At 60.9% G+C, this 25,183-nt stretch carries 27 protein-coding genes and 1 tRNA gene; 3 read left to right on the forward strand and 25 right to left on the reverse strand.

All coding sequences use genetic code 11. From position 1 onward, the window contains the following. Window positions 1–209: 209 nt before the first annotated feature. The 19 genes from der to trmJ all read right to left on the reverse strand — a co-directional run bounded on the left by der (window position 210) and on the right by trmJ (window position 16,901). The gene (gene der, locus TK06_RS15865; RefSeq protein WP_063322847.1) at window positions 210–1,682 is read right to left on the reverse strand and encodes a ribosome biogenesis GTPase Der; all 1,473 of its coding nucleotides are present in this window, start codon (window positions 1,680–1,682) and stop codon (window positions 210–212) included. A gap of 134 nt (window positions 1,683–1,816) precedes the next feature. Continuing rightward, the gene (gene bamB, locus TK06_RS15870) at window positions 1,817–2,968 is read right to left on the reverse strand and encodes an outer membrane protein assembly factor BamB (protein WP_063322848.1); all 1,152 of its coding nucleotides are present in this window, start codon (window positions 2,966–2,968) and stop codon (window positions 1,817–1,819) included. Continuing rightward, window positions 2,961–3,602, reverse strand: coding sequence for a YfgM family protein (locus tag TK06_RS15875; RefSeq protein ID WP_063322849.1), 642 nt, complete (start codon window positions 3,600–3,602; stop codon window positions 2,961–2,963). The genes bamB and TK06_RS15875 overlap by 8 nt, the downstream gene beginning before the upstream one ends. Window positions 3,603–3,642: 40 nt before the next feature. Next, entirely contained in the window at window positions 3,643–4,932 is a 1,290-nt protein-coding gene (hisS, locus tag TK06_RS15880; protein WP_014336698.1) for a histidine--tRNA ligase, read from the reverse strand. A 24-nt stretch (window positions 4,933–4,956) separates the two neighbouring features. Next, on the reverse strand, window positions 4,957–6,066 hold the full coding sequence (ispG, locus tag TK06_RS15885) for a flavodoxin-dependent (E)-4-hydroxy-3-methylbut-2-enyl-diphosphate synthase (RefSeq protein WP_003185136.1): 1,110 nt from the start codon (window positions 6,064–6,066) through the stop codon (window positions 4,957–4,959). A gap of 3 nt (window positions 6,067–6,069) precedes the next feature. Further along, entirely contained in the window at window positions 6,070–7,089 is a 1,020-nt protein-coding gene (locus TK06_RS15890; protein ID WP_063322850.1) for a RodZ domain-containing protein, read from the reverse strand. Continuing rightward, a complete protein-coding gene (gene pilW, locus TK06_RS15895; protein WP_063322851.1) occupies window positions 7,089–7,847 on the reverse strand; it encodes a type IV pilus biogenesis/stability protein PilW in 759 nt (252 codons plus the stop codon). Before pilW ends, TK06_RS15890 begins: the two co-directional genes overlap by 1 nt. Window positions 7,848–7,859: 12 nt before the next feature. Beyond that, a complete protein-coding gene (gene rlmN / locus TK06_RS15900) occupies window positions 7,860–9,008 on the reverse strand; it encodes a 23S rRNA (adenine(2503)-C(2))-methyltransferase RlmN (RefSeq protein ID WP_063322852.1) in 1,149 nt (382 codons plus the stop codon). Window positions 9,009–9,036: 28 nt separating this feature from the next. Beyond that, on the reverse strand, window positions 9,037–9,462 hold the full coding sequence (gene ndk, locus TK06_RS15905; RefSeq protein ID WP_063322853.1) for a nucleoside-diphosphate kinase: 426 nt from the start codon (window positions 9,460–9,462) through the stop codon (window positions 9,037–9,039). 88 nt (window positions 9,463–9,550) lie between these two features. Further along, window positions 9,551–9,751 carry a Fe-S cluster assembly protein IscX gene (iscX, locus tag TK06_RS15910; RefSeq protein WP_003198004.1) on the reverse strand — a complete coding sequence of 67 codons (201 nt, stop codon included), beginning with the start codon at window positions 9,749–9,751 and terminating at the stop codon, window positions 9,551–9,553. 13 nt (window positions 9,752–9,764) lie between these two features. Beyond that, window positions 9,765–10,106 (reverse strand): ISC system 2Fe-2S type ferredoxin, encoded by a 342-nt coding sequence (gene fdx, locus TK06_RS15915; protein WP_003198002.1) that lies wholly within the window; start codon window positions 10,104–10,106, stop codon window positions 9,765–9,767. A 3-nt stretch (window positions 10,107–10,109) separates the two neighbouring features. Beyond that, a complete protein-coding gene (gene hscA / locus TK06_RS15920; protein ID WP_063322854.1) occupies window positions 10,110–11,972 on the reverse strand; it encodes a Fe-S protein assembly chaperone HscA in 1,863 nt (620 codons plus the stop codon). A gap of 50 nt (window positions 11,973–12,022) precedes the next feature. Then, window positions 12,023–12,544: a co-chaperone HscB gene (hscB, locus tag TK06_RS15925; RefSeq protein ID WP_063322855.1), complete on the reverse strand. Its 522-nt coding sequence runs from the start codon at window positions 12,542–12,544 to the stop codon at window positions 12,023–12,025. 8 nt (window positions 12,545–12,552) lie between these two features. Further along, window positions 12,553–12,876: an iron-sulfur cluster assembly protein IscA gene (iscA, locus tag TK06_RS15930; protein ID WP_030139597.1), complete on the reverse strand. Its 324-nt coding sequence runs from the start codon at window positions 12,874–12,876 to the stop codon at window positions 12,553–12,555. Between the two features lie 24 nt (window positions 12,877–12,900). After that, the gene (gene iscU, locus TK06_RS15935; protein WP_003185157.1) at window positions 12,901–13,287 is read right to left on the reverse strand and encodes a Fe-S cluster assembly scaffold IscU; all 387 of its coding nucleotides are present in this window, start codon (window positions 13,285–13,287) and stop codon (window positions 12,901–12,903) included. A gap of 43 nt (window positions 13,288–13,330) precedes the next feature. Continuing rightward, a complete protein-coding gene (locus TK06_RS15940) occupies window positions 13,331–14,545 on the reverse strand; it encodes an IscS subfamily cysteine desulfurase (RefSeq protein WP_063322856.1) in 1,215 nt (404 codons plus the stop codon). 50 nt (window positions 14,546–14,595) lie between these two features. Beyond that, window positions 14,596–15,087: a Fe-S cluster assembly transcriptional regulator IscR gene (iscR, locus tag TK06_RS15945; RefSeq protein ID WP_003185160.1), complete on the reverse strand. Its 492-nt coding sequence runs from the start codon at window positions 15,085–15,087 to the stop codon at window positions 14,596–14,598. Between the two features lie 265 nt (window positions 15,088–15,352). Further along, window positions 15,353–16,129: a serine O-acetyltransferase gene (gene cysE, locus TK06_RS15950; protein ID WP_003197992.1), complete on the reverse strand. Its 777-nt coding sequence runs from the start codon at window positions 16,127–16,129 to the stop codon at window positions 15,353–15,355. Between the two features lies 1 nt (window position 16,130). Further along, window positions 16,131–16,901: a tRNA (cytosine(32)/uridine(32)-2'-O)-methyltransferase TrmJ gene (gene trmJ / locus TK06_RS15955; protein ID WP_063322857.1), complete on the reverse strand. Its 771-nt coding sequence runs from the start codon at window positions 16,899–16,901 to the stop codon at window positions 16,131–16,133. 144 nt (window positions 16,902–17,045) lie between these two features. On the opposite strand from trmJ, the gene suhB reads away from it, so the two are divergent. Beyond that, window positions 17,046–17,864 carry a type III secretion system regulator SuhB gene (gene suhB, locus TK06_RS15960; RefSeq protein WP_003185165.1) on the forward strand — a complete coding sequence of 273 codons (819 nt, stop codon included), beginning with the start codon at window positions 17,046–17,048 and terminating at the stop codon, window positions 17,862–17,864. Window positions 17,865–18,174: 310 nt separating this feature from the next. On the opposite strand, the gene TK06_RS15965 is transcribed toward suhB, so the two are convergent. The 6 genes from TK06_RS15965 to queA all read right to left on the reverse strand — a co-directional run bounded on the left by TK06_RS15965 (window position 18,175) and on the right by queA (window position 24,258). Further along, window positions 18,175–18,723: a glycine zipper 2TM domain-containing protein gene (locus tag TK06_RS15965; RefSeq protein WP_003197986.1), complete on the reverse strand. Its 549-nt coding sequence runs from the start codon at window positions 18,721–18,723 to the stop codon at window positions 18,175–18,177. A gap of 117 nt (window positions 18,724–18,840) precedes the next feature. Then, window positions 18,841–19,755, reverse strand: a complete 915-nt coding sequence (gene secF / locus TK06_RS15970; RefSeq protein ID WP_063322858.1) for a protein translocase subunit SecF — start codon at window positions 19,753–19,755, stop codon at window positions 18,841–18,843. A 9-nt stretch (window positions 19,756–19,764) separates the two neighbouring features. Then, window positions 19,765–21,633, reverse strand: a complete 1,869-nt coding sequence (gene secD / locus TK06_RS15975; protein ID WP_063322859.1) for a protein translocase subunit SecD — start codon at window positions 21,631–21,633, stop codon at window positions 19,765–19,767. Window positions 21,634–21,696: 63 nt separating this feature from the next. Continuing rightward, window positions 21,697–22,035 carry a preprotein translocase subunit YajC gene (yajC, locus tag TK06_RS15980; protein ID WP_007916913.1) on the reverse strand — a complete coding sequence of 113 codons (339 nt, stop codon included), beginning with the start codon at window positions 22,033–22,035 and terminating at the stop codon, window positions 21,697–21,699. A 43-nt stretch (window positions 22,036–22,078) separates the two neighbouring features. Continuing rightward, window positions 22,079–23,194 carry a tRNA guanosine(34) transglycosylase Tgt gene (gene tgt / locus TK06_RS15985; RefSeq protein ID WP_161951757.1) on the reverse strand — a complete coding sequence of 372 codons (1,116 nt, stop codon included), beginning with the start codon at window positions 23,192–23,194 and terminating at the stop codon, window positions 22,079–22,081. A 14-nt stretch (window positions 23,195–23,208) separates the two neighbouring features. After that, window positions 23,209–24,258: a tRNA preQ1(34) S-adenosylmethionine ribosyltransferase-isomerase QueA gene (gene queA / locus TK06_RS15990; RefSeq protein WP_025211994.1), complete on the reverse strand. Its 1,050-nt coding sequence runs from the start codon at window positions 24,256–24,258 to the stop codon at window positions 23,209–23,211. 108 nt (window positions 24,259–24,366) lie between these two features. On the opposite strand from queA, the gene TK06_RS15995 reads away from it, so the two are divergent. Together TK06_RS15995 and TK06_RS16000 are read left to right on the forward strand one after the other, a co-directional pair. Continuing rightward, a tRNA-Leu gene (locus tag TK06_RS15995) sits at window positions 24,367–24,451 on the forward strand. Between the two features lie 288 nt (window positions 24,452–24,739). Beyond that, the gene (locus TK06_RS16000; protein WP_063322860.1) at window positions 24,740–25,069 is read left to right on the forward strand and encodes a hypothetical protein; all 330 of its coding nucleotides are present in this window, start codon (window positions 24,740–24,742) and stop codon (window positions 25,067–25,069) included. The last annotated feature ends 114 nt before the right edge of the window (window positions 25,070–25,183 follow it).

The raw sequence follows: 25,183 nt of genomic DNA on the forward strand, positions 1-25,183 counted from the left end.
ATCGCCGGGCATGAAAAAGGGTGCCACCAAGGGCACCCTTTTCATGTCGCCGAACGACCGTGGCGAGGGAGCTTGCTCCCGCTGGGCTGCGCAGCAGCCCCTGGGTTGTGCCTGATGCACTGCGGGGGCAGAGACATCTGGGGGGCGCTTCGCACCCCAGCGGGAGCAAGCTCCCTCGCCACACAAGCTTCCGGGCAACAGGTATTGAATCAGCGCTTGTCGCGGCGCTTCTTGTCAGCCTTCTTGTGGTGCGACATCAAGCGGCGCTTCTTGTTGACCTGGCGGTCGGTGAGCGTGTTCTTGTTGCCTTCGTACGGGTTCTCGCCGCCCTTGAACTCGATGCGGATCGGCGTGCCGACCAGCTTCAGGACGCGACGGTAGGTGTTCTCCAGGTAACGAACGTACGACTTGGGCACCTTCTCGATCTGGTTACCGTGGATCACGATAATCGGCGGGTTGGCACCGCCCAAGTGGGCGTAGCGCAGTTTGATCCGACGGTTGTTGACCATCGGTGGCGCGTGCTCGCCTACCGCATCTTCGAGGATCTGGGTGAGGCGGTTGGTCGGCCAGCGGGTCACCGCCGACTTGAACGAGTTCTGCACCGAAGCGTAGAGGTTGCCCACGCCCGTGCCGTGCAGGGCCGAGATGAAGTGGATGTCGGCGAAGTCGACGAAGAACAGGCGACGTTGCAATTCGACCTTGACGAAATCCCGTTCGCTCGGCGTCATGCCGTCCCACTTGTTGATCGCGATGACCAGCGCACGACCGGCTTCCAGGGCGAAACCCAGCAGGTTCAGGTCGTGATCGACCACGCCTTCGCGGGCATCCATCACGAAGATCACCACGTTGGCGTCTTTGATCGCCTGCAGGGTCTTGACCACGGAGAATTTTTCAACTTCTTCGTGGATCTTGCCGCGCTTGCGCACACCGGCGGTGTCGATCAGCGTGTACTTCTCTTCGTTACGCTCGAAGGGAATGTAGATGCTGTCACGGGTGGTGCCGGGCTGGTCATAGACGATGACCCGGTCTTCGCCGAGCATGCGGTTGACCAGCGTCGACTTGCCCACGTTCGGACGGCCGATGATGGCGATCTTGATCCCGTCTTTCTCGCTTGGGCCCGGAATGCGCTTGGCTTCCTCGCCTTCGGCAACGATCTCTTCCTCGCCCTCTTCCGGCTCTTCCACGTCGTCCTTGGGGAAACTCTCCAGGGCGATTTCCAGCATCTGGGTGATGCCACGACCGTGGGCGCCGGCGATCGGGATCGCCTGGCCCATGCCCAACGGTGCGAACTCGGCGCGGGCCATGTCCGGGTCGATGTTGTCGACCTTGTTGGCGACCACGTAGGAACGCTTGTTACGCTTGCGCAAATGCTCGGCGATCATCTGGTCGGCGGCGGTAAAACCGGCCTTGGCGTCTACCAGGAACAGCACCACATCGGCTTCTTCAATGGCGAGCAACGACTGCTCGGCCATTTTTTCGTCCATGCCATGTTCATCACCGGAGATGCCGCCGGTGTCGACCAGAATATAGGTACGCCCTTGCCACTTGGCCTCACCGTATTGGCGATCACGGGTCAGACCGGACAAGTCGCCGACAATGGCGTCGCGAGTCCTGGTCAGGCGGTTGAACAAGGTGGACTTGCCGACGTTCGGTCGGCCCACCAGGGCGATTACGGGAACCATGCGGCTCTCCACTTCGTTATTTCAGAAAATACAAAAGCCGCTGCGAGGCAGCGGCTGGTGCTCGGGGCAGTCTGTGCAAGCCCTGCAAACCTTGAGAACAAGGCCGCTTGGGGGGATTAGCCCCAAGCATAGTCTTACTTGATGGTCAGGGCTTCCAGTTTGCCGCTGTTGCCATACACATAGATCATGTTGCCCACCACCAGCGGACGGGCACGCAGGCCGTCGCTGTCGATGCGCTCACGGCCGACGAAACGACCGTCCACCTGGCTGAGCAGGTGCAGGTAACCTTCCAGGTCACCCACTGCGACGTAGCTGGAGAACACTTCCGGGGCCGACAGTTGACGACGGGCCAGGGAGTCGTTGCTCCACAAGGCGGTGGTGGAACGCTCGTCAACGCCTTCGACGGTGCCCGAGGACAGGCTCACATAGACGCTGCCAAAACCCTGGGCGACACCGGCGTAGCTGGACGCATCGCGCTGCCACAACGGACGACCGCTTTCCAGGTCCAGTGCCGCCACGCGGCCCTGATAGCTGGCGACGTACAGCGTACCGCCGGACAGCAGCAAGCCACCGTCGATATCGACCACACGCTCCAGCTCCGAACGACCTTGCGGGATCGCTACGCGCTGTTCCCAGACCGGCACGCCGTTGGATATATCCAGGGCCACCACTTTACCGGTCGACAAGCCAGCCACCGCCAGGCGGTTGGTAACGATCGGTGCACTGGTGCCGCGCAGGGTCAGTACCGCCGGGGTGCTGTCGTACAACCAGCGCTGGTTGCCGGTGGCGGCATCCAGGCCGATCAGGCGGTCGTCCTGGGTCTGGACCACCACCACGTCGCCGTTGGTGGCCGGCGGTGCGAGCACTTCGCTGGTCACGCGGGCACGCCATTTCTCTTCACCGCTGCTCGCGTCCAGGGCGACGATCTCGCCCTTGAGCGTGCCGATCATGACCAGGCCGTAACCCACGCCAACGGCGCCGGAAACGGGCAGTTCGAGATCTTTCTCCCATTTGACGTCGCCGTTGCTGCGATCCATCGCCATGACCACGCCCGTGACGTCGCCGGCATAGATGGTGTCGCCATCGATGGCCGGCACCAGCATGTTGTAGGTTTCACCCTGGCCATCGCCGATGGAACGGCTCCACTGCTTCTGCAGCACGACTTCTTCTTTGAAGTCGGTCAGTTCGGCCGGAGGCAGTTCTTTCTTGCTGTTGCTGCTGCAACCCGCGGCCAGAATGGCCAGGGCCAGCAATGCTGCATGTTTCCACTGGATCACGTCACGCATCCCCTTTGGCCAGGTCGTCCAGCTTGATTTGCAGGCCACCGACCGCGGCTTCATCCGACAGCGCAGCCTTGGCTTTTTGGTAGGCCGCATGGGCCTCATCGGCACGGCCCAGCTGTACCAGCAGGTCGCCCTTGAGTTCTTCGCGGGTCGCCAGGAATGCCTTGTCGGCATCGCCGTCGAGCAGTTTCAACGCCTCTTCAGCCTTGTTCTGCGCCGCCAGCACCTGCGCCAGGCGCTGACGCGCCACTTCGCCCAGGGTCGGGTTGGCCGGTTTGTCGACGATACCTTTGAGCTCAGTGGCCGCGTCGTCCAATTTGCCGCTGTCCACCGCCACCTTGGCCACGAACAGGCGACCGTACTGCGCGTAGGCAGTGCCGCCGAATTCCTTGTCCAGCTTGCCGGCCAGGTCCGCCACGCGGGCCGCGTCAGGCTTGCCGTCCGGGGTCAGGGTGGTTTCCAGCAATTGCTGGTAGAGCACCGAGGCGCCTTGCGACTGGTTGCTCTGGTATTTCTGGTAGGCCTGCCAGCCGAACACGATGACCAGCGCCAACAGGCCGCCAGTGACCAGCGGCTTGCCGTTGCGCGTCCACCAGTCCTTCAAATCCGCCAGCTGTTCATCTTCGGTACTCGACACCCCAATACTCCTTAATCGCTAAATCGGCTGTTTGACAGCTTCAACCCTGCACGACGCAGGTGGCCAGGTGTGCAGCAAGCGCATCCCAGGCAATGCTTTGTTGCTCGCCCTGGCCACGCAGGGGTTTGAAACCTACCACTTGTTGGGCCAGTTCGTCGTCACCGAGGATCAGTGCGTACAGCGCACCGCTCTTGTCGGCCTTCTTGAACTGGCTCTTGAAGCTGCCGGCGCCGGCGTTGATCTGCAGGCGCAGGTTGGGCAACTGGTCGCGGATCCGTTCGCTCAACGACAAAGCGGCCAGTTCGGCGGCCTCGCCAAAGGCGCACAGGTAGACGTCGACCTGACGGGACAGTTCTTCGGGCACCTTGTCCAAGGCTTCCAGCATCAGCACCAGGCGCTCGATGCCCATGGCAAAGCCCACGCCCGGGGTCGGCTTGCCGCCCATCTGCTCAACCAGTCCGTCGTAGCGGCCGCCAGCACATACAGTGCCTTGGGCGCCGAGTTTGTCGGTGACCCACTCGAAGACGGTCTTGCTGTAGTAGTCCAGACCACGGACCAACTTGGGGTTGATCACGTAAGGGATGCCCACGGCGTCCAGGCGCGCCTTCAGCCCTTCGAAGTGTGCACGGGATTCGTCGTCGAGGTAGTCGGCCATTTTCGGCGCGTCGACCAGGACTGCTTGGGTCTCGGCATTCTTGGTGTCGAGCACACGCAGCGGGTTGGTCTTCAGACGGCGCTGGCTGTCTTCGTCGAGCTTGTCCAGGTGGGCAGAAAGAAACTCCACCAACGCTTCACGGTAGCGGCCACGGGACTCGCTGGTGCCCAGGCTGTTGAGCTCGAGCTTGACCGCATCGCGAAGCCCCAGCTCACCCCACAGGCGCCAGGTCATGACGATCAGCTCGGCGTCGATGTCCGGCCCCTCGAGGTTGAACACCTCCAGGCCAATCTGGTGGAACTGGCGATAACGGCCTTTCTGCGGACGCTCGTGACGAAACATCGGGCCGACGTACCAGAGTTTCTGCACCTGGCCGCCGCCGGTGATGCCGTGCTCGAGCACCGCACGCACGCAGGCCGCCGTGCCTTCGGGGCGCAGGGTCAGGGAGTCGCCATTGCGGTCGTCGAAGGTGTACATCTCTTTTTCGACGATGTCGGTCACTTCACCGATGGAGCGCTTGAACAGCTCGGTGAACTCGACGATCGGCATGCGGATCTGCCGATAGCCGTAGTTATCCAGCAGACGCGCCACAGTGCCCTCGAAATAACGCCACAGGGGCGTCTGCTCGGGCAGGATGTCGTTCATGCCACGAATGGCTTGCAGGGACTTGCTCACAGGTAATCCTTAAATTCGTTCGACTCAACCACGCGCAATCACTGCGGCGTCGGCTTCGACCTTTTCGGCCGCTTTCTGGCGAATCAGCCGTTCCAGCTCATCCACCAGATTGTCATTCGTCAGTTTCTGCGACGGCTTGCCGTCGATGTAAATCAGGTTCGGTGTACCGCCAGTCAGGCCGATGTGCGCCTCCTTGGCTTCGCCCGGCCCGTTGACCACGCAACCGATCACCGCGACATCCAGCGGCACCAGCAGGTCTTCGAGGCGCCCTTCCAGCTCGTTCATGGTCTTGACCACATCGAAGTTCTGCCGCGAGCAGCTCGGGCAGGCGATGAAGTTGATGCCACGGGAACGCAGGTGCAGGGACTTGAGAATGTCGTAGCCGACTTTCACTTCCTCGACCGGGTCAGCCGCCAACGAGATGCGGATGGTATCGCCAATCCCTTCGGCGAGCAGCATACCGAGGCCGACGGCGGATTTCACCGTGCCCGAACGCAACCCACCGGCTTCGGTGATGCCCAGGTGCAGCGGTTGGACGATTTCCTTGGCCAGCAGGCGGTAGGCTTCGACGGCCATGAACACGTCGGACGCCTTCACGCTGACCTTGAAGTCCTGGAAATTCAGGCGCTCGAGGTGCTCGACGTGGCGCAGGGCCGATTCCACCAGTGCCGCCGGGGTCGGTTCGCCGTATTTCTTTTGCAGGTCTTTTTCCAGGGAACCCGCGTTCACGCCGATGCGGATCGGGATGCCCCGGTCGCGGGCAGCATCCACTACGGCACGGACACGGTCTTCGCGACCGATGTTGCCCGGGTTGATGCGCAGGCAATCCACGCCCAACTCCGCCACGCGCAGGGCGATGCGGTAGTCGAAGTGAATGTCGGCCACCAAGGGGACCTTGACCAGTTGCTTGATCTTGCCGAACGCCTCGGCGGCGTCCATGTCCGGCACCGATACGCGCACGATGTCGACACCGGCGGCTTCCAGGCGGTTGATCTGGGCGACCGTGGCGGCCACGTCATTGGTGTCGCTGTTGGTCATGCTCTGCACAGCGATAGGCGCATCGCCGCCCACGGGCACGTTGCCGACCCAGATTTTTCGGGATTCGCGACGCTTGATAGGAGATTCGCCGTGCATGACTTATTGACCCAACTTCAGGCGAGCGGTCTCGCCACTGGTGAACGGAGCGATGTCGACCGGCTGGCCGTTGTAGCTGACCTGCGCGCCACGGGCATAACCCAGGCGTACGGCAAACGGCGGCTTGCCATTGACGGCAGTGCTGTCGCCCTTGCGCTTGAGGCCACTGAACAGCACCTTGCCGTTGCCGTCGGTGATCTGCGTCCAGCAGTCGGCGACAAACTGAATCTGTACCTGGCCTTCACCTGCGGCTGGCGCCGGGGTCGGGGCCGCCGGAGCTGCCGGAACAACTGGCGCGGCTGGCGCAGCGTGGGTCGCAGGCGCAGCCGCGGTTGGCGCTGGCGTGCTCGGTGCGGCAGGTGCCGTGGCAATCGGTGCAGCCGGCGCTGCTGGTGCAACTGGCGCAGGGGCTGGAGCAGCCGGCTCGGCACCCGCTTCGGCATTGGCCTCCTGGTCCTGTGGCAACGCCAGGGCGGTCTCGCCTTCGGCCTGGCCTTCGACGACAGCCTGGTCTTCCGGCTCGTCCAGCGGATGGATCTGGGTGGTGCCGTCGGCGCCTTCGACCTCAACGTGCTCAGGGTTCATGGCGACCGGCTCCTTGTTGCGCAAGGAAGCCTGGTCCTGCCACCAGACAAAACCGCCACCAATCACCGCGATCAGCAACAACAGGCTGACGATTCGCAAAATGGTGTGGGAAACGCGAACCGGCTCCTCGATGCGCCCCAGGCTGTGCACGTTGCTGCCCTGGGCATCGGAACCGGTGTATTGATCGAATTGCTGGACCAGCACGGTCTGGTCCATGCCGAGCAACTTGGCATAGGCGCGGATGTAGCCCCGGGCGAAGGTGTGCCCGGGCAGCTTGTCGAACGCGCCCGCTTCCAGATTGCCGAGGGAGGCCACGGTGAGATTGAGCTTGAGGGCCACTTCGGCCAGCGACCAACCATTGCTTTCGCGGGCTTGACGCAGGGTCTCACCAGGATTTACGCGAGTCGCTGCTACAACTTCGGGATGCGCCGCTTTCATCATTGCTCCGACAGGTATTGCTGATATTCCGGCGTACCGGGATAGAGTCTTTTGAGTTGCAGGCCGTAACTTGCAGCCTTGTCGCGATCTTCAAACACATGTGCCAGCCGAACGCCGAGCAATAGACTACGTGCATTTTGCTCACTCAGCAGGCTAAAACGCTCGTAGTAGTCACGCGCGGGCACATAATGCCTGTCTTCGTAGGACAACTCAGCCATTTCCAGCAGCGCCCGCGGTTGCTGGCGGTTGAGCCGCAGCGCCTTTTCCAGTTGCTGGCGGGCCAGGTCGCGCTGGCCGAGCTGCGCAGCCGTCATGCCGAGGTTTTCGAAAACCCGCGAACGCTCAGGGTAAAGGGTGTCGGCGGCAGCCTGCTCGAAGCGCTCGTAGGCGTCCTTGTAGCGTTTCTGCTCGAAAAGAAAACTGCCGTAGTTGTTCAGGATCCGCGCGTCTTGCGGGCGGGCAGACAGCGCCTTGCGAAAATGCTGGTCGGCCAGCTCCGGCTCCATCTCGGCCTGGAACACCAGGGCCAGGGCCGCATTGGCATCCGGGTCGGAATCGTCCAGTTCCAGGGCTTTCTTGAGCGGCACCTTGGCCCGTTCGGTCATGCCCTGCTGCAGGTAGCCAATGCCCAGCTGCACGTAGGCCACACGCGCCTCGTCGCGCCCTTTGCTGGTCCTCATCGGGTTGTAGTCACCCGACAGGACACAACCGGAACAAAGGCCGGCCAACAGCAAAACGAGCGCGAAGCGCAGGGACATAGAGTTCCTCTCTTAGTGACTGTTCGCAGCGTTTTGCACCGCATCGTCCGTGGCGTTCAACTCACGCACGGCAATGTAGCGTTCGCTGCGACGGGTGCGATCCAGCACCTGTCCTACCAATTGGCCACAGGCGGCGTCGATGTCTTCGCCGCGAGTGGTGCGCACGGTGACGTTGAAGCCAGCGTGGTGAAGCTGATCCTGGAAGCGACGAATCGCGTTGTTGCTCGGACGCTCGTAACCGGAATGCGGGAACGGATTGAACGGGATCAGGTTGATCTTGCACGGGATGTTCTTGAGCAGCTCGATCATCTCGACCGCGTGTTCGACCTTGTCGTTCACATCCTTGAGCAGCGTGTACTCGATGGTCAGCACGCGTTTTTCGCCCAGGGACGACATGTAGCGCTGGCACGACTCGAGCAGCATCTTAAGCGGATATTTCTTGTTGATCGGCACCAATTGGTTACGCAATGCGTCATTGGGTGCGTGCAGCGACAACGCCAGGGAGACGTCGATGTGCTTGGCCAGCTCATCGATCATCGGCACCACGCCGGAAGTGGACAGGGTCACGCGGCGCTTGGAGATGCCGTAGCCCAGGTCGTCCATCATCAGGTGCATGGCGGAAACGACGTTGTCGAAATTCAGCAGCGGCTCACCCATGCCCATCATCACCACGTTGGTGATGGCACGGTCGACGGTCGCCGGGACACTGCCAAAGGATTTGTTGGCAATCCACACCTGGCCGATCACTTCGGCGGCGGTGAGGTTGCTATTGAAGCCTTGCTTGCCGGTGGAGCAGAAACTGCAATCCAGGGCACAGCCTGCCTGGGACGAAACGCACAAGGTGCCGCGTTTGCCCTGGGGAATGTAGACGGTCTCGACGCAGCTGCCGGACGCCACGCGCACCACCCACTTACGGGTGCCGTCGCTGGAAATGTCCTGGCTGACCACTTCGGGGCCGCGAATCTCGGCCACAGCCTTGAGCTTTTCGCGCAGGGCCTTGCCGACATTCGTCATGGCGTCGAAGTCGTCGACGCCAAAGTGGTGAATCCATTTCATCACCTGACCGGCACGGAAACGCTTCTCCCCGATCGAGTCGAAGAATTTCTCCATTTCCGGCTGGGTCAGCCCCAGCAGATTGGTTTTAACAGTCGATGTAGTCATGGATTCACCTTCACTCTTAAGCCAATGCTTAGCGAGTGGTTACTTCAGTAGCAGCGAAAAAGTAAGCGATTTCGCGAGCAGCAGCGGCTTCGGAGTCCGAACCGTGAACGGCGTTGGCGTCGATGGACTCGGCGAAGTCAGCACGGATGGTGCCGGCAGCCGCTTCTTTAGGGTTGGTAGCGCCCATCAGCTCACGGTTGCGAGCGATAGCGTTTTCGCCTTCCAGCACCTGGACGACAACCGGACCGGAAGTCATGAAGGCCACCAGCTCACCGAAGAAACCGCGCTCGCTGTGCTCAGCGTAGAAGCCTTCGGCTTCGGCTTTGGACAGTTGCTTCATTTTCGAAGCTACAACGCGCAGGCCAGCGTCTTCGAAGCGGGTAACGATCTTGCCGATCACGTTTTTAGCAACGGCGTCAGGCTTGATGATGGAGAAAGTACGTTGAACAGCCATGGTGTAACTCCAGAAACGGTAATTTGCGAAAAATTAAACCCGCGAATTATACGCGGGTTCAGGGGTATTGCCTAACCTGCCAGGTCGATCAGTCTATTTCTTCGATCCAGAGCGCCTGGACCGCTTCCAAGACCTTCTCGCCACAACGGCCAGAGGTACTGTCGAAACCGGGAAGCTCCATGATCCAGTGCTGCAGATCGACGAAATTGACCTTCAGCGGATCCACGTCCGGCTTGGCTTCGGCCAGTTCTTCTGCGATGCGTTGTACATCATTCCAACCATAGCTCATGACAGTGTCACCATCAGTGCGGCGCTTCGGCCGCATGGTTTAGCGAATATTTCGGGATTTCGACCACCAGGTCTTCGGTGCCGACCTTGGCCTGACAGGTCAGGCGCGACGTCGGTTCCAGGCCCCAGGCCCTATCAAGGTAGTCCTCTTCCAGCTCATCGGCCTCATTCAGCGAGTCGAAACCCTCACGAATGATGCAATGGCAGGTGGTGCAGGCACAGACACCGCCGCAGGCGCTCTCGATCTCGATGTGGTTGTCATGGGCCACTTCGAGAATGGACTTGCCGGTTTCGGCCTCTACCACCATACCGTCCGGGCAATGCTCGGCGTGTGGCAGAAAAATGATCTGCGGCATCAGTTATTCCTCGATTTCATTCAGGTTGCGCCCCGCCAGGGCGGCTTTCACCGTGGAGTCCAGGCGGCGGGCAGCAAAGGCATCGGTGACTTGCGACAGACGCTTGGTCTGCTGCTCGATGGCATAGCCATCGGTGCCTTTGATCAATTCGGACAATTCCTGCATCTGCAGCTCGATGACCATGCGTTCCTCAGCGTCGAGCAAACGGTCGCCGTCAGCTTCCAGGGCACCTTGCACGGCTTCGATCAGGCGCTGGGCATCGACCTGCTGCTCACGCAGCACGCGGGCCACCTTGTCGTCGCTGGCATGCTGGAAGGAATCCTTGAGCATCTTGGCGATTTCGCCGTCGGTCAGGCCATAGGACGGCTTGACCTGGATGCTCGCCTCGACGCCCGAACCCAGTTCGCGGGCGGAGACATTGAGCAAGCCGTCGGCATCGACCTGGAAGGTCACGCGAATCTTCGCCGCACCCGCCACCATCGGCGGGATGCCGCGCAATTCGAAGCGAGCCAGGGAGCGGCAATCACTAATCAGCTCACGCTCGCCTTGCAGCACGTGGACCATCATGGCCGACTGGCCGTCTTTATAGGTGGTGAAGTCCTGGGCGCGGGCAACCGGGATGGTGGTGTTGCGTGGAATCACCTTCTCCATCAGGCCACCCATGGTTTCCAGGCCCAGGGACAACGGAATCACGTCGAGCAGCAGCAGTTCGCCGCCATCGCGCTTGTTGCCGGCCAGGGTATCGGCCTGGATCGCGGCGCCGATGGCGACCACCTGGTCCGGGTCGATTTCAGTCAGCGGCTGGCGGCCAAAGGCCTCGGCAACGGCTTCGCGAACCCGAGGCACGCGGGTCGAACCACCGACCATGACCACGGCCTTGACGTCTTCGAGTTCCACGCCGGAATCGCGCACGGCACGGCGGCAAGCCTTGAGGCTGCGGGCGACCATGGGCTCGATCAGGGCATCGAAGGCTTCGCGGCTCAGCGTGGCTTTCCAGTCGCCATAAGCGACTTCAACGGTGGCGGCGTCGGTCAAGGCTTCCTTGGCGGCGCAGGCAGTTTGCAGCAGGTGGCGTTGCGCACCTGGGTCGAGGTCGGCGGACAAGCCCGCTTGCTCGATGATCCAGCCGGCGATGGCGTGGTCGAAGTCATCGCCGCCCAGGGCGCTGTCGCCACCGGTGGCCAGGACTTCGAAAACACCGCCGGTCAGGCGCAAGATCGAAATGTCGAAAGTACCGCCACCCAAGTCGTAGATGGCAACCAGGCCTTCGGCATGCTGGTCCAGGCCATACGCGACCGCAGCGGCCGTCGGCTCGTTGAGCAGGCGCAGCACGTTCAGGCCGGCGAGCTTGGCAGCATCCTTGGTGGCTTGGCGCTGGGCGTCGTCGAAATAGGCCGGCACGGTGATGACCGCACCTACCAACTCACCACCCAATGCTGCTTCGGCGCGCTGGCGCAACACCTTGAGGATGTCAGCGGAAACCTCAACCGGGCTTTTCGGACCCTGCACGGTTTCGATGAACGGCATGTGGGATTCGCCGCCAACGAAGCGGTACGGCAGCTGGTCGCCCAATTGCTTGACGTCGGACAGACCACGACCCATCAAGCGCTTGACCGAGACGATGGTATTCAACGGATCGGTGGCGGCGGCCAGCTTCGCCGACTCGCCCACTTCAACGTGATCGGCGTGATAACGCACGGCGGACGGCAGGATCACCCGTCCCTGCTCGTCGGCCAGCGGTTCGGAAAGACCGCTGCGCAAGGCAGCGACCAGGGAGTTGGTGGTACCCAAGTCGATCCCGACAGCCAGGCGACGCTGGTGCGGTTGTGGACTTTGGCCGGGTTCGGCGATCTGCAGTAGGGCCATCGTAATCAGGACTTATCTGTAATCAGGCGTGCGACCGGAGCGGCACTGGGTTAATCGTCGAGGCGCTCTTCGAGCTGGCGCACTTCGTAGGTGAGCTTGTCGAGGAACTGCATGCGCCGCATCAGGCGTTCGGCCTGTTCGCGTTGCGCGGCATCGTTCCAGCAGGCTGCGAAGCTTTCGTTCAGGGTGTGCTGGGCGTCTTTCAAGCGCCGCTTGAATACCGCGACACCGGCCAGGTCGGCGCTGTCCTGCAGGTCTTCGAGCTCTTCGCGCCATTGCATCTGCTGCAAAAGAAACTCGGGATCGTGGACCGTGACCTCCAGCGGCAACTCATGGCCGCTGATGGCGAGCAGGTAACGTGCGCGCTTGGCAGGGTTCTTGAGCGTCTGGTAGGCCTCGTTGAGGTTCGCAGACTGCTCAAGCGCCCGTCGCTGTTCGGCTTCGGAGGCGTCAGCAAAGCGGTCCGGGTGGACACCACGGGCCAATTCCAGATAACGCGCGGACAACTGCTCGAGATCCAGCTGGAAAGCAGGCTGCATCTGGAACAACGCAAAATGACAAGGAGTACCCACAAGCCGCCTCAGATGTTGAAGCTTTCGCCGCAGCCACATTCACCGCGCACGTTGGGGTTGTTGAACTTGAAGCCTTCGTTCAACCCTTCCTTGACGAAATCCAGTTCGGTGCCGTCCAGGTACGTCAGGCTTTTCGGGTCGATGATCACTTTCTGACCATGACTCTCGAACACCTGATCGTCTTCGCCCACTTCGTCGACGAATTCCAGCACGTAGGCAAGGCCAGAACAGCCCGTGGTGCGAACACCCAGGCGGATACCCTCGCCCTTGCCACGCCCCGCGAGGGAACGCTGCACATGCTTAGCTGCCGCTTCTGTCATCTGGATAGCCATGAAAACTCCTTACCAATGCGCGGATCAGATCAAGCCTTTCTTCTGCTTGTAGTCGCGAACGGCGGCCTTGATGGCGTCTTCAGCGAGTACCGAGCAGTGGATCTTCACTGGCGGCAGGGCCAGTTCTTCGGCCAGCTGGGTGTTCTTGATGGTTTCGGCTTCATCAAGGGTCTTGCCCTTCATCCACTCGGTGGCCAGGGAGCTGGACGCGATGGCGGAACCGCAACCGTAGGTCTTGAACTTGGCATCTTCGATGATGCCTTGCTCGTTGACCTTGATCTGCAGACGCATCACGTCGCCGCACGCCGGCGCGCCGACCATGCCGGTGCCGACATCAGGATCCTGCGCGTCCATCTTGCCGACGTTGCGCGGGTTCTCGTAGTGGTCGATGACCTTTTCGCTATATGCCATTTGCTTCAATCCTCATCAGTGAGTCGCTCTGGTGGCGACTTCTTCAGTGCGCCGCCCACTCGATTTTCGAAATGTCGACGCCGTCTTTGTACATGTCCCACAGCGGCGACAGAGCGCGCAGCTTGGTAACGGCCTCGCAGACTTTCTGCGCGGCGTAATCGATTTCTTCTTCGGTGGTGAAGCGGCCGAAGGTGAAGCGGATCGAGCTGTGGGCCAGTTCGTCGTTGCGGCCCAGGGCGCGCAGTACGTACGAAGGCTCAAGCGACGCCGAGGTGCACGCCGAACCGGACGACACGGCCAGATCCTTGAGCGCCATAATCAGCGACTCGCCTTCAACATAGTTGAAGCTCAGGTTCAGGTTGTGCGGTACGCGGGCGATCATGCTGCCGTTGACGTAGAGTTCTTCCAGATGCTCGACCTGCTTGAAGAAGCGGTCGCTCAGGGCCTTGATGCGCACGTTCTCGGCAGCCATGTCTTCCTTGGCTACACGGAAGGCTTCGCCCATGCCGACGATCTGATGGGTCGCCAGGGTGCCGGAACGCATGCCACGCTCGTGACCGCCGCCGTGCATGGTCGCTTCGAGGCGAACACGCGGCTTGCGGCTGACGTACAGCGCGCCAATGCCTTTAGGGCCGTAGGTCTTGTGGGCCGAGAACGACATCAGGTCGACTTTCAGCTTGGACAGGTCGATGTCGACCTTGCCGGTGGACTGGGCCGCATCGACGTGAAACAGGATGCCCTTGGAACGGGTCAGTTCGCCGATGGCGGCGATGTCGTTGACGGTGCCGATTTCGTTGTTCACGTGCATGATCGAAACCAGGATGGTGTCGTCGCGCAGGGCGGCTTCAACCATGGCTGGGGTGATGATGCCGTCTTCACCCGGCTCGATGTAGGTGACTTCGAAGCCTTCACGCTCCAGTTGGCGCATGGTGTCCAGGACAGCCTTGTGCTCGATCTTGGAGGTGATCAGGTGCTTGCCCTTGGTGTGATAGAAATGCGCGACGCCCTTGATTGCCAGGTTGTCGGATTCAGTGGCACCGGAGGTCCAGACGATTTCACGCGGGTCGGCGTTGACCAGGTCAGCGACCTGGCGACGGGCGTTTTCGACCGACTCTTCGGCCTTCCAGCCAAACACGTGGGAACGGGACGCCGGGTTACCGAAGTTTCCGTCGACCAGCAGGCATTCACTCATTTTTTGCGCAACACGCGGATCAACCGGGGTGGTCGCAGAGTAATCAAGGTAAATCGGCAATTTCATGGACTCTCTCCTAAATCAGGCTGGCTGGCGTTCCGCGTGCTCTGCGGCAGTCATTCGACGGCGGACGCTTCAATCTTGTCCAGGTGCGGCGCCTTGCTATTGCAACGACGCTGGTCCTGACGCTGGGCTACTTCTTGCACCTCACGACGAGTTACAAGGTCAGCCAAGCTGATACCGCTTAGAAATTCGTGAATCTGCAGGCTGAGGTCGCACCACAAGTGGTGGGTCAGGCAAGTATCGCCGCCATGGCAGTCGCCAAGGCCCTGGCATTTGGTCGCATCGACCGATTCGTTCACCGCATCGATCACCTGGGCGACCTGGATGCCTTGCATGTCCCGCGACAGCTGGTAGCCGCCGCCGGGCCCGCGAACGCTGGACACCAGGTTGCTGCGGCGCAGCTTGGCGAACAGCTGTTCAAGGTAAGACAGGGAAATGCCCTGGCGCTCGGAGATATCGGCCAGGGACACCGGCCCGTGCTGCGCATGCAATGCCAGATCCAGCATTGCGGTCACGGCGTATCGGCCTTTTGTAGTCAGTCGCATGGACAATTACCACGGAGTTCGGAATGGGGGCGAGTATGCAATTCCCGAGTATTTAAGTCAAGTATAAGACCTAGTGCTTTACTCAGGTTTACCCGCGAAAGAGCGCGCGCATGATAGCAAAGGCTGGTCGGCGGCGACCAGCGATACCGCGTTATCGTTTATCGCGAGCAAGCTTTGCTCCCACAACCCCCTACTCCTACAGAGAGGCCCTGTAAAAACCAGGACTCTGGGGAGCAAGGCTTGCCCGCGATGCAGGCACCTCGGTTTAGCTGGCCTGAGTTTCGTCCTTGTCCTTCACACACGCGAAATCTTCCTCGCGCAGCTCAGGCAGGTCCTTGGCACAGTAATTACTGCCCAGATCCTTCAGGGCCCCGCACATCCCCTCCAGGCGCCCATCGACGGCCTGCAAGTGATCGAGCAATTGGTTGATGGCGCGGGCGACCGGGTCGGGCATGTCTTCGCCGACACCGTAGGCGTCGAAGCCAATCTTCTCGGCCATGGCCTTGCGCCGGGCATCCTGTTCGTCATCGGACTTGACGATGATCCGCCCCGGAATACCCACCACGGTCGCGCCAGGCGGCACGGCCTTGGTTACGACCGCATTGGAGCCGACTTTTGCCCCCGCCCCCACCGTGAACGGCCCGAGCACCTTGGCGCCGGCGCCCACTACCACGCCGTCTTCCAGGGTGGGGTGGCGCTTGCCTTTGTTCCAGCTGGTGCCACCGAGGGTCACGCCCTGGTACAGGGTCACGTCGTCGCCGATCTCGGCGGTCTCGCCGATGACAATGCCCATGCCATGGTCGATGAAGAACCGACGACCGACCTTGGCGCCCGGATGGATCTCGATCCCGGTCAACCAGCGCCCGAAGTTCGAGACCAGCCGCGCCAGCCATTTCCAGCCCATGTTCCACAAGGCACCGGACAGGCGGTGGATCCAGATCGCGTGCATCCCCGGGTAGCAGGTCAGCACTTCAAAAGCATTGCGCGCCGCCGGGTCACGATGGAAAACACTTTGGATATCTTCACGCAAACGTTCGAACATTTTATTTCTTCCGCTTAATCAGCTCGCCACGGGCCGCCTTCTGGGTTTCCGTGAGGATGCCGCGCAATATATTCATCTCCGCCCGGCTGACCGAGCTTCGTCCGTACAACCGACGCAGGCGCGCCATCAAGTGCCGAGGCTTGTCTGGGTCGAGAAACTCGATGTCCACCAGGGTCTGCTCCAGGTGTTCATAGAATCGCTCCAGCTCGTCCATGGTCGCCAGTGTCTCACTGCGCGGCGACGTCACCTCGGTTTTTTCGACCTTGCTTGGCTTGCCTTCAGCGGCGAGCCAGGCCATGCGCACTTCATAACTCAACACCTGCACCGCCGCCCCCAGGTTCAAGGAACTGAACTCGGGGTCGGAAGGGATGTGCACGTGAAAGTGACATCGCTGCAGCTCGTCGTTGGTCAGGCCGGAGTCTTCACGACCGAACACCAGGGCGATCTCAAAGCCTTGGGCGGCCTCCTCGACCACTTTGGTGCCGCATTCGCGGGGGTCGAGCAGCGGCCAGGGGATACGGCGGTCGCGGGCGCTGGTGCCGAGCACCAGGTTGCAACCCACCAGGGCATCCTCAAGAGTGGCGACGACTTGAGCGTTGGCCAGGATGTCACCGGCACCGGAAGCCCGGGCGTCAGCCTCGTGATGAGGAAACAAGCGCGGTTCGACCAGCACCAGGCGCGACAGGCCCATGTTCTTCATGGCCCGCGCAGCTCCGCCGATGTTACCCGGATGGCTGGTATTGACCAGGACGACACGAATGTTCTGCAACAAGGGAGGCGCTCTCGAACACGATAAAGGGAGCAAATCTTACAGAAGCACCTACCGTTAAGCTATGAAAGCGAACACCAACCTTCTCCTCGGAAAACTTTCTGATAGAATGCGCGGCTTTCTTTAACAACCTTAGGTGACACATCCATGCAGCCCATGCTGAATATCGCGCTGCGCGCCGCCCGCAGCGCCAGTGAACTGATCTTCCGCTCCATCGAGCGCCTGGATACCATCAAGGTCGATGAAAAAGACGCCAAGGACTACGTGTCCGAGGTCGATCGCGCCGCCGAGCAAAAGATCGTCGACGCCCTGCGCAAGGCTTATCCAAACCACTCCATCCTCGGTGAAGAGACCGGCATGCACGCCGGTACTGGCATCGAAGGCGAAGAGTACCTGTGGATCATCGATCCGCTGGACGGCACCACCAACTTCCTGCGCGGCATTCCTCATTTCGCTGTCAGCATCGCCTGCAAATACCGTGGCCGCCTGGAACACGCCGTTGTGCTGGACCCGGTTCGCCAGGAAGAATTCACCGCCAGCCGCGGTCGTGGCGCCCAGCTGAACGGTCGTCGCCTACGCGTCAGCGGCCGCACCAGCCTGGACGGCGCCCTGCTGGGTACCGGCTTCCCATTCCGTGACGACCAGATGGACAACCTGGACAACTACCTGGGCATGTTCCGCGCCCTGGTCGGCCAGACCGCCGGCATCCGCCGCGCCGGCGCTGCGAGCCTGGACCTGGCTTATGTAGCCGCTGGCCGTTTCGATGCGTTCTGGGAATCGGGCCTGTCCGAATGGGACATGGCTGCTGGCGCCCTGCTGATCCAGGAAGCCGGTGGCTTGGTGAGCGACTTCACCGGCGGCCACGACTTCCTAGAAAAAGGCCACATCGTTGCCGGCAACACCAAATGCTTCAAGGCTGTGCTGACCGCTATCCAGCCGCACTTGCCGGCTTCGTTGAAGCGCTAAGCCGCTCGGCTACAGAAAAAGCACCTTTCGGGGTGCTTTTTTTATGCCTGCCCCACACCACTCAGCCCAGATGAATACCCCGTGGCGAGGGAGCTTGCTCCCGCTGGGCTGCGCAGCAGACCCAAGATCTTGCGGTCGCTGCGCAACCGAGCGGGAGCAAGCTCCCTCGCCACAATGGATGACACCCTGAACATTGATGGAAGCTGACCCACCGCTATCGCGAGCAATCTCCCACAGGGGATTTGGGGTGGGGCTTAAAATGCGGGCGAAAAAAAAGCACCCCGAAGGGTGCTTTTTCATAGCGACTGGATCACTGGGCGGGTTCGTTCTGCCCCAGGATCAGTTGGCCTTCTTTGTTCACCGGGATCTGGTTGCCCGGGTCGCGGTCCATGCGGACTTTGCCTTCTTTGCCGTCGAGCATGTAGCGAACGTCGTAGCCTACAACCTTGTCGCTGATGTCATTGACCGTGTTGCAGCGCGTCTGGGTGGTGGTGTAGGTGTCGCGTTCCTGCATGCCTTCCTGAATCTTGTTACCGGCATAACCACCACCGGCCGCACCCGCCACGGTGGCGATTTTCTTGCCGGTGCCGCCGCCGATCTGGTTACCCAGCAAGCCACCGGCTACGGCGCCCAACACGGTGCCGGCGATCTGGTGCTGGTCCTGGACTGGCTTCTGCCGAGTCACGGTGACGTCCTTGCACACTTCACGCGGGGTCTTGATTTGGGTCTTGACCGGCTCCACGGCCAATACTTGCGCATACTCAGGGCCACTTTTTACCAAGCTGTAGGTGGCGACCGCACCACCGGCTGTTACACCGACAGCACCCAATACCGCACCAACCAGCATCGATTTGTTCACTTGAACCTCCTGACCATCACAAGCGGATTAATCCGCGCTTCTCCCAGCCTTGGAGCACAAAAAAAGGCGCGAGTTCAACTCGCGCCTTTTCAGCCGTGACGGGTGGAAACCGGAGCCTTACGGGCGGTCGTCCACTTCCGTTTCGGTGGCCGCTGGAGGAATCAGGTCCTCGGTGCTCAGGTTCAGCCAGATCAGCACCACGTTGGCGATGTAGATCGACGAGTAGGTACCCGCCAATACACCGACAAACAGCGCGATGGAGAAACCGAACAGGTTGTCGCCACCAAAGATCAGCAGCGCCGCAATCGCCAGCAAGGTGGAGATCGACGTCGCCATGGTCCGCAGCAGCGTCTGGGTGGTCGAGATGTTGATGTTCTCGATCAACGAGGCCTTGCGCAGCACACGGAAGTTCTCACGCACCCGGTCGAACACCACGATGGTGTCGTTGAGGGAGTAACCGATGATCGCCAGTACCGCCGCCAGCACCGTCAGGTCGAAGGTGATCTGGAAGAACGACAGGATGCCCACGGTCACGATCACGTCGTGGATCAGCGAGACAATGGCGCCCACCGCAAACTTCCACTGAAAGCGGAAGGCCAGGTAGATCAGGATGCCGCCCAGCGCCATCAGCATGCCGAGGCCGCCCTGGTCGCGCAGTTCTTCACCCACCTGCGGGCCGACGAACTCGACGCGCTTGACCTGGGCCGGGTTATCGCCACCGGCCTTCTGCAAGGCCTCGGCCACCTGGTGGCCCAGCTGCGGGTCTTCACCCGGCATGCGCACCAACAGGTCCGTCGTCGCACCGAAGCTCTGCACGATGGCATCGCTATAGCCCGACGTCGCCAGTTGCTCACGCACCTTGGTGACATCGGCCGGACGCTCGTAGGTCAGCTCGATGAGCGTACCGCCGGTGAAGTCCAGGCCGTAGTTCAGACCCTTGGTGGCCCAACTGAACAACGCCAGTACGGTAAGGAACAATGTGACGCCGAACGCAACGTTGCGAACGCCCATGAAGTTGATTGTACGTAACATGGCAGCCCCTTAAATCCACAACTTCTTGAAGTCACGACCGCCAAAGATCAGGTTGACCATTGCACGGGTCACCATGATGGCTGTGAACATCGAGGTAAAGATCCCGAGGGACATGGTCACTGCGAAGCCCTTGACCGGGCCGGTGCCCATGGCGAAGAGAATCCCGCCCACCAGCAACGTGGTCAGGTTGGCGTCGAGGATCGCGGTGAATGCCCGGCCGAAGCCTTCGTTGATTGCCCGCTGAATCGTCATGCCCGCGGCGATCTCTTCACGTATCCGCGAGAAGATCAGCACGTTGGCGTCCACCGCCATACCCATGGTCAAGACGATACCGGCGATACCCGGCAGGGTCAGCGTAGCCCCCAGCAGCGACATCAGGGCCAGCAGCATCACCATGTTCACCGCCAGCGCGACGGTGGCGATGATGCCGAAGAAGCGGTAGATGGCGATGATGAACAGCGACACGAACAGCATGCCCCACAGCGATGCATCGATACCCTTGGTGATGTTGTCGGCACCCAGGCTCGGGCCGATGGTGCGTTCTTCAGCGAAGTACATCGGCGCGGCCAGGCCACCGGCACGCAGCAGCAGGGCCAGTTCCGAGGATTCACCCTGGCCGTTGAGACCGGTGATGCGGAACTGGCTGCCCAGTGGCGACTGGATGGTCGCCAGGCTGATGATCTTTTTCTCTTCCTTGAAGGTCTGGACCGGTACGTCTTTCTCGACGCCATTGACCACTTGCTTGGTGTACGTGGTGGTCGGTTTCTGCTCGATGAAGATCACCGCCATGCTGCGACCGACGTTGCTGCGCGTGGCGCGGCTCATCAGTTCGCCGCCGTGGCCGTCGAGGCGAATGTTCACCTGCGGACGACCCTGCTCGTCGAAACCCGCCTGGGCGTCGGTCACCTGGTCACCGGTGATGATCAGGCCACGCTCGATCTGCGCCGCCGGACGACCGCCCTCACGGAACTCGAAACTCTCGGAAGTGGCCTTGGAAGCACCCGGCTCAGCGGCCAGGCGGAATTCCAGGTTGGCGGTCTTGCCGAGGATACGCTTGGCTTCGGCGGTGTCCTGCACGCCCGGCAGCTCAACCACGATGCGGTTGGCGCCCTGGCGCTGCACGATCGGCTCGGCCACACCCAGCTCGTTGACGCGGTTACGCACCGTGGTCAAGTTCTGCTTGATGGAGTATTCGCGGATTTCCGCCAGCTTGGCCGGGGTCATCGCCAGACGCAGCACCGCCTGACCATTGAGGTCGGCCGGCACAATGTCGAAATCGTTGAAGTTCTTGCGGATCAGCGCACGGGCCTGCTCGCGGGTATCTTCATCGCTGAAGCCCAGCTGAATGGCACCGTCGAGTTGCGGCAGGCTGCGATAACGCACGCGCTCTTTACGCAGCAAGCTCTTGACGTCGCCTTCGTAGACTTTCATCCGCGCGTCGAGGGCTTTTTCCATGTCCACTTCCAGCAGGAAGTGCACACCACCGGACAAGTCCAGACCCAGCTTCATCGGATGCGCGCCAAGCTTGCGCAGCCATTGCGGGGTGGTCTGGGCCAGGTTCAAGGCTACAACATAATCGTCGCCCAACGCCTTGCGCACCACGTCCTTGGCTGGCAACTGGTCTTCCGACTTGACCAGGCGCAGCAGGCCGCCCTTGCCGTTTTCGGCGATGGACGCAGCCTTGACCTCGATATCGGACGCCTTGAGCGCAGCGCTCGCACGGTCCAGATCGGCCTGGGTGACCTGCAGCGCAGTGCTTGCGCCACTGACCTGAATGGCCGGGTCATCCGGGTATAGATTGGGAGCGGAATAAATCAGACCGACCGCCAGCACCGCCAGGATCAGTACATATTTCCACAGAGGGTATTTGTTCAGCATCACGCCGCCCGCTTATGACGCGGGGCGCCTTGCGCGCCCCGTCGATTGAATAGAAGTTGTTACTTAGATCGCTTTCAGCGTGCCTTTTGGCAGCGTGGCCGCGATGGCGCCCTTCTGGAACTTCATTTCAACAGTGTCGGACACTTCCAGTACCACGAAGTCATCAGCCACTTTGGTGATCTTGCCCGCGATGCCGCCGGTGGTGACCACTTCATCGCCCTTCTGCAGGCTGCTGAGCAGGTTCTTCTGCTCTTTGGCGCGCTTGGCCTGTGGACGCCAGATCATCAGGTAGAAGATGACCAGGAAGCCGACCAGAAAAATCCACTCGAAACCGCCACCCATAGGGCCGGCAGCAGCAGGTGCAGCGGCATCAGCCATGGCGTTAGAGATAAAAAAGCTCATTTAGCACTCCAGTTGCAAGTATTGAATCTAGGGATCGGAAAACTCAGTCCAAAGGCGGAACAGGCAACCCGCGCTTGGCATAGAAGGCCTCGACAAAGGCGGCCAATGTACCCTGTTGGATAGCCTCGCGCAAACCAGCCATAAGCACCTGATAATGGCGCAAATTGTGGATGGTATTGAGCATACTGCCGAGCATTTCGCCGCACTTGTCCAAATGATGCAGATAAGCGCGGGAGAAGTTCTGGCAGGTGTAGCAATCGCACGTCGGATCCAGCGGCGAATCATCATGGCGATGGAACGCGTTACGGATCTTCAGCACGCCCGTGTCGATGAACAGATGCCCATTGCGGGCATTACGGGTTGGCATCACGCAATCGAACATGTCCACCCCGCGGCGCACACCCTCAACCAGATCTTCCGGTTTGCCAACGCCCATAAGGTAACGAGGTTTGTCAGCGGGCATTTCGCCTGGCAGGTAATCGAGCACCTTGATCATCTCGTGCTTCGGTTCGCCCACCGACAAACCGCCGATAGCCAGGCCGTCGAAGCCGATCTTGTCCAGGCCTTCGAGGGAACGCATGCGCAGGTCGCGGTGCATGCCGCCCTGGACGATGCCGAACAACGCTGCGGTGTTTTCGCCATGGGCATTCTTCGAACGCTGGGCCCAGCGCAACGACAGCTCCATGGACACCCGCGCCACGTCTTCATCGGCCGGGTACGGGGTGCATTCGTCGAAGATCATCACGATGTCCGAGCCCAGGTCGCGCTGCACCTGCATCGACTCTTCCGGGCCCATGAACACCTTGGAACCGTCCACCGGAGAAGCGAAGGTCACGCCCTCCTCCTTGATCTTGCGCATCGCGCCCAGGCTAAACACCTGGAAACCACCGGAATCGGTCAGGATCGGGCCTTTCCACTGCATGAAATCGTGCAGGTCGCCGTGGGCCTTGATCACTTCCATGCCCGGGCGCAGCCACAGGTGGAAGGTATTACCGAGGATGATCTCCGCGCCAATCGCCTCGATGTCACGCGGCAACATGCCCTTGACCGTGCCATAGGTGCCCACCGGCATGAACGCCGGGGTTTCCACGGTACCGCGGGGGAAGGTCAGACGACCGCGACGAGCCTTGCCATCGGTGGCGAGCAACTCGAAGGACATGCGACAGGTGCGACTCATACTGTTTCCTCGGGTCCGCGTGGCGCGGGGTTACGGGTGATGAACATCGCATCACCGTAGCTGAAAAAGCGGTATCCATGCTCGACGGCGGCCTTGTAGGCGGCCATGGCTTCGGGATAACCGGCGAACGCCGAAACCAGCATCAACAGCGTGGATTCGGGCAAATGAAAGTTGGTGACCAGGGCATCGACCACATGAAACGGCCGGCCCGGGTAGATAAAGATGTCGGTGTCGCCACTGAACGGCTTGAGCACGCCATCGCGGGCGGCGCTTTCCAGGGACCGCACACTGGTGGTCCCCACCGCCACCACCCGCCCACCGCGAGCGCGACAGGCCGCCACGGCATCGACCACTTCCTGGCTCACTTCGAGCCATTCGTTGTGCATGTGGTGGTCTTCGATACGCTCGACTCGCACCGGCTGGAACGTGCCAGCGCCAACGTGCAGCGTCACGAATGCGGTCTCCACGCCCTTGGCGGCAATCGCCTCCAGCAACGGCTGATCGAAATGCAGCCCCGCCGTCGGTGCCGCCACCGCCCCCAGGCGCTCGGCGTACACGGTCTGATAACGCTCGCGGTCCGAACCTTCGTCCGGGCGGTCTATATAAGGAGGCAACGGCATGTGCCCGACACGGTCGAGCAGCGGCAACACCTCTTCGGCAAACTCCAGCTCGAACAACGCATCATGCCGCGCCACCATCACCGCCTCGCCACCGCCGTCGATGAGAATCGACGAACCCGGCTTGGGCGACTTGCTGGAGCGCACATGGGCCAGCACACGATGACTGTCCAGCACCCGCTCCACCAGAATCTCCAGCTTGCCGCCGGAGGCCTTCTGGCCAAACAACCGCGCCGGAATCACCCGGGTATTGTTGAACACCATCAAGTCGCCCGGGCGCAAATGCTCGAGCAAATCAGTGAATTGACGGTGAGCCATGGCACCGCTGACCCCATCCAGGGTCAACAGTCGACTGGCGCGACGCTCGGCCAGAGGGTGGCGAGCGATCAGCGAATCCGGGAGTTCGAAGGTAAAGTCAGCAACACGCATGATGGGGTTCGTCTAGCAGGGCCGGAAAGTCTAGCGGAAATATCAAAAATTCACCATGAAACGTGATTGACCAACGGTAGGCACCTCTCTATACTTCGCCGCCATTGAGCCCTGATGGCGGAATTGGTAGACGCGGCGGATTCAAAATCCGTTTTCGAAAGGAGTGGGAGTTCGAGTCTCCCTCGGGGCACCATCTTAAAGAAAGACCTTGAAATTCAAGGTCTTTTTTTTCGTCTGCAGAAAAGTCACCCGATCCATTTGTGGCGAGGGGATTTATCCCCGCTGGGTCGCGAAGCGGCCCCAACCACCAAACCTGTGGCAAGGAAGAATCTGTGGCTAGTAGGAACCCGTGGCGAGGGAACTTGCTCCCGCTTGAGCGCAAAGCGCTCACAAAAACGTCACAGCCCCCACCGATGCTCCGCCTTGCGACACCCAGTTGACCCACCGCCCCTCCTCACCCGCTGACAAAGGACTTCACCTCATGGAATTGCTGCTGGAAACGGTCGCTCTTTACTCGCTGAAGCTGGCTTATGAGACGGAGGGGCATAGTCCGATTTTGCGGGATGATCCGTTGATGGGCGGGTGTGATCGGGAGGTGTTTGGGTTGTTGGTGCGGCGGGGGGATGTGGCTGGGATTCAGACTAAGATTGAGCGGTGCCTGACACTGACGCTGGAAGCAGTTGGGGGTGGAAACACGGTTTTGGGGCGAGAGCTAACTGGCTTGACAGTAGATTTCAGTGTTACGCGGACAATGGAGGAGCTTCAACCCCCGCTAATAGCACTGAGGGACTATCTGAAAGCGATCCAATGATCGGCAGATGGCGCAATCTTTCCAACCATCGCAACCGCTAAAACTGCCTGAAATGCTCCCCGGATAAGCGAGTAATGGCGTACCATCGCCGGAAGAGTCTATGGAAGCTCGCAG

Origin of the sequence: Pseudomonas fluorescens, assembly GCF_001623525.1 — a bacterium.
Lineage (GTDB): Bacteria > Pseudomonadota > Gammaproteobacteria > Pseudomonadales > Pseudomonadaceae > Aquipseudomonas > Aquipseudomonas fluorescens_Q.